Origin of the sequence: Corallococcus praedator (assembly GCF_003612125.1) — a bacterium.
GTDB lineage: Bacteria > Myxococcota > Myxococcia > Myxococcales > Myxococcaceae > Corallococcus > Corallococcus praedator.
Genome location: NZ_RAWI01001123.1, coordinates 1 through 430 on the forward strand (window position 1 = coordinate 1; position 430 = coordinate 430).

Below are 430 nucleotides of genomic sequence, written 5' to 3' on the forward strand. Positions count from 1 at the left end.
CTCGAAAACGGCGTCGAGTACGGGTTCAAGCACGGCGGGTTCGCAACCAAGTCCAGTGTCCCCGAGGGCATGGATGGGTGGACGTGGAGTGAATTCCGCAGCGACAACACGGGGGAACGAATTCACTTCGGTCGGTCCAGCACGTTCGAGGATGTCAAGGTGGAAGACCTTGAGGGTCGGTTCCACCGCGTCCGCAGCAAGGGATATGCGTACCAGATCATCCTCGCGAAGTTCGATCCGGTAACCGGTGACCGTGTTTTCGGAGATGACGACGACCGACCTGTTAATCGGAAGGCGGTACTTCTAACGATCCCGCTGAAGTCGGAGGTCACTCTTTACGGCGAGTCAAACATCGAACCAATTCCGGTTGGCCTGCACGGCTTCAATGGTCGCTTCTCCCAGGGCTTGAAGGACCAAATCCAGGGAATTG

1 protein-coding gene is annotated in these 430 nt (G+C 57.2%); it reads left to right on the plus strand.

Annotation, left to right across the window (positions count from 1 at the left end; translation table 11 throughout):
* Nucleotides 1-430, plus strand: a 430-nt coding sequence (locus D7Y13_RS46480) for a hypothetical protein (protein WP_158626238.1), incomplete at both ends; no start/stop codon positions are given.